The organism is Bacillus sanguinis, assembly GCF_018332475.1.
Classification (GTDB): domain Bacteria; phylum Bacillota; class Bacilli; order Bacillales; family Bacillaceae_G; genus Bacillus_A; species Bacillus_A sanguinis.
Genome location: NZ_BOQB01000141.1, coordinates 1 through 6,230 on the forward strand (window position 1 = coordinate 1; position 6,230 = coordinate 6,230).

General features: G+C 33.6%; 5 protein-coding genes. 4 read left to right on the forward strand and 1 reads right to left on the reverse strand.

The features are described 5' to 3' along the window. Positions 1-216: 216 nt before the first annotated feature. Positions 217-573, reverse strand: a complete 357-nt coding sequence (locus KI369_RS16330) for a winged helix-turn-helix transcriptional regulator (RefSeq protein WP_000234699.1) — start codon at positions 571-573, stop codon at positions 217-219. Positions 574-695: 122 nt separating this feature from the next. Between KI369_RS16330 and KI369_RS16335 the strand changes: the two genes are divergently transcribed. The 4 genes from KI369_RS16335 (at position 696) to gshAB (ending at position 5,430) form a co-directional block, all read left to right on the forward strand. Further along, positions 696-1,811, forward strand: a complete 1,116-nt coding sequence (locus KI369_RS16335) for an S-(hydroxymethyl)glutathione dehydrogenase/class III alcohol dehydrogenase (RefSeq protein WP_000842153.1) — start codon at positions 696-698, stop codon at positions 1,809-1,811. Positions 1,812-1,815: 4 nt separating this feature from the next. Beyond that, positions 1,816-2,649, forward strand: coding sequence for an S-formylglutathione hydrolase (fghA, locus tag KI369_RS16340; RefSeq protein ID WP_000053341.1), 834 nt, complete (start codon positions 1,816-1,818; stop codon positions 2,647-2,649). A 166-nt stretch (positions 2,650-2,815) separates the two neighbouring features. Continuing rightward, the gene (locus KI369_RS16345) at positions 2,816-3,088 is read left to right on the forward strand and encodes a hypothetical protein (protein ID WP_000264853.1); all 273 of its coding nucleotides are present in this window, start codon (positions 2,816-2,818) and stop codon (positions 3,086-3,088) included. A gap of 74 nt (positions 3,089-3,162) precedes the next feature. Beyond that, positions 3,163-5,430, forward strand: a complete 2,268-nt coding sequence (gshAB, locus tag KI369_RS16350; RefSeq protein WP_000425291.1) for a bifunctional glutamate--cysteine ligase GshA/glutathione synthetase GshB — start codon at positions 3,163-3,165, stop codon at positions 5,428-5,430. Positions 5,431-6,230: the final 800 nt, after the last annotated feature.

Sequence of the window (6,230 nt, forward strand, 5' to 3'; positions counted from 1 at the left end):
GTTGATGGGCATGTGGCGGGACCCCTTAGAGTAGGAAATTCGGCTCATTTTATGTCGAAATTTACTTAGCGTATATTTTCGTTAATTATCTTAACTAGTCGTTACGTATGACTTTACAGCATTCGATGCAAAGTTATCGGTTTTTTGTATGCAAATTTATGGATTAAGTCATACAATTACGCACTATTTTTAATGAATCGATATTTACTTGTTTCTTCAACTAAGTTCGTCCGAATCTTTTTCTACAAAATCACTAAAGTCATCTCCCCAATCACAGATGGCTGTTACAACATTCTCTAGTTGATGACCAATTTCACTAAGTTCATACTCAACCTTAGGAGGCACTACGGGGTATACACATCGAGTAATTATTTTATCGTCTTCTAATTCTCTTAATTGTCTAATCAACATACGTTGATTAACTTCAGGCAGCTTTTTTTGTATTTCACTTAATCTTAATGGCGAACGTTGTAACAAACACCATATAATTGCTATTTTCCAACGCCCTCCTATCACAGATAAAGCTAAATCTTTTCCAGTGAAAAATTCCTTGTCCTTATAATGAATAACCATAATTTTTGACCTTCCTCTCGCGAAAAAAATGTTTATAGTGACAAATTTGTCAGTATTGTAATTAAAATTATAAAGTGTAATCTTAGTGGTGTAAACAATAAAAAAAGAAAGTAGGGATTCAATTGAAAAGTAGAGCTGCTGTTGCATTTAAGCCAGGGGAGCCACTTCAAATCGTAGAAATCGATGTAGAAGAGCCAAAAGCAAAAGAGGTATTAGTAAAAATACTATATACTTCTGTCTGTCATACAGATGCTTTTACATTATCAGGTGACGACCCAGAAGGAGTATTTCCTGCTGTATTAGGCCATGAAGGTGCTGGTGTTGTCGTTTCAGTAGGTGATGAAGTTACTTCAGTAAAACCTGGGGATCATGTTATTCCACTATATACACCTGAATGTGGAGAATGTAAATTCTGTCGTTCTGGTAAAACAAACCTATGTAGTGCTGTACGAGAAACACAAGGTAAAGGTTTAATGCCTGATGGAACAACTCGCTTCTCTTATAATGGAGAGCCCCTTTATCATTACATGGGAACTAGTACATTCAGTGAATATACAGTTGTTAATGAGATTAACTTAGCGAAAATCGATGAAAACGCTCCGTTAGATAAAGTTGCTTTATTAGGATGTGGTGTGACTACAGGTATTGGTGCTGTACACAACACTGCAAAAGTTGAAGAAGGAGCTGTAACAGCTGTATTTGGTTTAGGAGCGATTGGATTAGCAGCTATTCAAGGATTGGTTCAAGCAAAAGCAAGCCGAATTATTGCAGTTGACCTGAATCCCCAAAAATGGGAACTCGCTAAAAAAATGGGAGCGACTGATTTTGTGAATCCTGCAGATTATGATCGCCCAATTCAAGAAGTTATAGTCGAAATGACAGATGGTGGCGTGGATTATAGCTTCGAATGTATTGGTAATGTTGAAGTAATGAAATCCGCTCTTGAAGCATGTCATAAAGGTTGGGGCGAAAGTATTATTATCGGAGTAGCTGGTGCTGGTAAAGAAATCCATACTCGTCCATTCCAATTAGTAACGGGCCGAGTATGGCGTGGATCAGCCTTTGGTGGAGTTAAAGGAAGATCTGAACTTCCAGAAATGGTCGAAGATTATATGCATGGTGATATTGATTTAGATTCATTTATTACTCATCATTTAGAATTTAAAGACATCAATGCGGCATTTGACTTATTACACAAAGGTGAATCCATTCGTACGATTTTAACTTACGGAGAGTGAGATAATGAGTCTTAAATGTATTGAACAACATCGTTCTTTCGAAGGAGAGCAACGTAAGTATAGCCATTATTCCGAAGTCTTGCAATGTGATATGAAATTTAGTATCTACTTACCATCAAATAAAGAAAAGAAAAAAATTCCACTTATATGGTGGTTATCTGGTTTAACTTGTACAGATGATAATTTTAGTCAAAAAAGTGGATTTCAACGTTTGGCTGAAAAACATCAAGTTGCAGTGATTATGCCAGATACTTCACCACGTGGAGAATACGTTTCTGATGTTGCAGCATGGGATCTTGGACAAGGGGCAGGTTTTTATTTAAATGCTACCCAGGATCCTTGGGCACAGCATTATAAAATGTATTCGTATATCGTAGATGAATTAACATCCATTGCTTCGACTATAGTACCTAATTTTTCAGGTGAAGAAAGCATAATGGGGCATTCAATGGGAGGACATGGGGCTTTAGTGATCGGTTTGAAAAATGCTAAGAGATTCAAAGCGGTTTCTGCTTTTTCTCCAATCTTAACTCCTAGTCAAGTACCATGGGGAATAAATGCTTTCACCTCTTATTTAGGTGAAGACAAAGATTCTTGGAAAGAATGGGATGCTTCAGAATTAATTAAAGAAGCTACTATTCCACCAATTCTTATTATGCAAGGTAGTCAAGACGAGTTTTATCCGAAACAATTGGAAGAACATATTTTCTTAGAGAACGCTCAAAAAAATAGTCAAATGGTAACTTATAAAAAAATGGAGGGCTATGATCATAGCTACTTCTTTATTTCCACTTTCTTAAATGAGCATTTCTCTTTCCATATGAAGTATTTAAGATGATTCTTATTTACAACAATACCCACTTCCAATGGCATATGAAGTATTTAAGTTTACAGCAAAATATAGTAACAAAAGTATCCGCATGTAGAGATGTGGGTGCTTTTGATTGTTATATTTTGTCATATTATATAGTTTGTAAAAACAAATAAATTGGGAGGAAGAGTTCATGTGGATTAAAAAAATGTTATTTAATTACCGTGTTAAACCATCCTTATTAAAATCTCGTTATGAGATTGAAAAGGAAAATCGACAAGTTGACTTATTTGAAAGTTCAACTGAAACGTCTAAACCGTTTTCGATAAGAGATACAAGATCATATATTCAGCCTAATACTAAAACATTAGAAGACATGATTAATTACTTAGCAGCTATTCGTGAAATCCCTTCTCTTTCCGTGGATAAGAATAAAATGCTTTGGCCATTAATATCCAAATGCTAAATTCAAAAAAATAATGGTTATAATTTTAGCTATTTCTATATCAAATATTTGAGTTGATGGGAGGTACAGTTTGTATGGAAATGAAAAAAATGTTAAACAATGACCGTATTAAACCATATTTATTAAAAGCACGTTTTGGAGTTGAAAAAGAAAGTCAACGAGTTGACCTATCAGGAAGTTTAGCTAAAACGGAACATCCCAAAAGTATTTCAGTAAGAGATGAACATCCTTATATTCAGCGAGATTTCTCTGAAACACAAATGGAATTAATCACACCAGTTACTGAGACACTAGGAGATTTATTTAATTATTTAGCAGCTATCCATGATGTTGCCTATCGTTCTATGGGAAATAACGAAATGCTTTGGCCATTAAGCATGCCACCACAGTTGCCCGAAAAAGAAGAAGATATTGTTATTGCGAAACTTAATAATCATGAAAATGTTTTATATCGTCGATATTTATCTAATTCTTATGGTCGACGAAAACAAATGATTAGTGGTATTCATTACAATTTTGAATTTAGCGATAATTTGATTCAGGCATTATTTGAATTACAATCAGAAATAAAAGATTATCATCAATTTAAAACAGAAATTTATCTGAAAGTCACAAGGAATTATTTACACTATCGATGGTTAATAACTTATTTCTTCGGTGCTTCTCCTAGTAGTGAAAAGAATTTCTTTGAAATAAATCCTTTAAATGACGCCGTAAGAAGCATTAGAAATAGTAAATATGGTTATAGTAATGAAAATGATGTTCAAGTATCCTATAGTAGTTTACAGAACTATATATCTGATCTTTCTTCGCTGGTAAGTAAAGGGGTTTTATTAGAAGAAAAAGAATTTTATGCATCTGTCCGTTTAAGGGGCGGTCCTCAAGTTTCAGATTTAAAAAATCATGGGATTCGTTATATTGAATTAAGAAACCTAGATTTAAATCCTTTTGAAACATATGGAATTAGCCATGAACAAGCAGAATTTCTACATCTTTTCCTCATCTATTTACTCTGGATTGATCAAGACGATAATAATGATGAATGGGTAAAAATCGGTGATTTTCAAAATAATTTAGTGGCTCTTGAACATCCGTTAGAACATACGCAATTTAAAACAGATGCTGAGCGTATTATTGATGAGATGGAACATTTAACAGGGCTGTTAGACATAACTGTTTCGAATACCTTATTTGTTAACTTGAGAGAAATGCTAACAGATCCAAGTAAGACTTTAGCTGGAAGACTTTATAAAGAGATTATAAAAAGTAGTCAAAGTCAGGTAGCTTCCCGTATTGCTAAAGAAAATTATAAAAAAGCATGGGATAAACCATATCAACTATCAGGATTTACTGACATGGAGTTGTCTACACAAATTTTAATGTTTGATGCTATTCAACAAGGATTACAAGTAGACGTTTTAGATCGACAAGATCAATTTTTAAAACTACAGTTAGGAAATCATGTTGAATATGTGAAAAATGGGAATATGACAAGTAAAGATAGTTATATATCACCATTAATTATGGAAAATAAAACAGTAACAAAGAAAATTCTTCAACAGCATGGATTTCGTGTACCAATAGGTGAGGAATTTAGTGATATAGAAAAAGCCTTACGTTCCTATGATATATTTGCAGGAAAGCCTTTTGTCGTTAAACCAAAAACAACAAATTATGGTTTAGGAATATCTATCTTTAAAGAAAACGGAGCAAGTTACGAAGACTATCAAAAAGCACTCACAATAGCATTTAAAGAGGACTCATCAGTATTAATAGAAGAATTTATTAATGGAACAGAATATCGATTTTTTGTGCTAGATGGCAAAGTTTCTGCCGTTTTATTACGAATTCCAGCCAATGTTATAGGAGACGGTTCACATACGATTGAAGAGTTAGTCGCTCAAAAGAACCTGAATTCATTAAGAGGAATGGACCATAGAACACCTTTAGAAAATATACAATTAGGTGAATTAGAGGTCCTAATGCTTAAAGCTCAAGGGTATCGAAAAGATTCTATTCCAACAAGTGATGAAATTGTTTTTCTGCGAGAAAATTCTAATGTCAGTACAGGTGGAGACTCAATTGATATGACAGATCAAATTCCCGATGATTATAAGAAAATTGCCGTAGATGCTGTGTCGGCACTTGGAGCAAATATTAGTGGTATTGATTTGATTATTGAAAATACAGAAGTTCCTGCAGCTAATAAAAATGCTTATGGAATTATTGAGGCAAACTTTAATCCATCGATGTATATGCATATATATCCGTATAAAGGCAAATCCAGACGTTTGACCATCTGTATATTACATTATTTATTCCCTGAACTACCAAAAAAATAATTTAGAAGTCTTCGAGATGTTAGAGGGATTAGTATAAAAATTGTAAATGATGTAACAAGAGGAGACATTACTTTTTAATTAATTGGGATCTCTCAGAGGTCCCAATTTAAATTATTATTTTAGAAACAGGCGTATGAGAAATGGGTTATTGGAATGCAAGTTTGAATAAGATAAAATAGGGGAATATCAGAGGGAAATTTAGAAAGGTATTTTGACTTATTTGGTCAATCAAGAGCAAGTCAAAAAGGGATACAGACGAGATATACATGTTATCTATACTTAGGAGTAAAAACCTTAATTTAATAAGAGTTTTACATTGAATACATGTAAACAATTTGTTTGACAACGATCCTTGCAACATCGAAGTCTACAACCGTTCGTTGCCCTCAAGGTAACGGACGCGCCTTAAGGAGCTCTTAAGAGACACGGTTTATCCAAGCAAGGTTATTCGATACCTTCTCATTGCACTACCTTGAATACATTAAATACATAATTTACTTAGTTAAGATATCAAGTAGTTAACGTAGCTTATCACTCAATTCTTCTTCTTAGAATACTTTAAATATTCCTGATTTTCATAGTAGATAATACACGTACCTTGGCTGTACTCCAACGTAATAGTTGATATAAAACTTACGTTAAGCAAATTTCCACGAAATTTTCACTATTTGATTCTTTAAAAAAAGTAGTAAACTAAGTAATCGGTTCCTTAACGTACAGGAATCAGTTTAAATGTGTCTAAATTTTGTCTAAATGTACAATTTTCTTTTTTGGGTATGGTGACCCCATGCCCATCAACT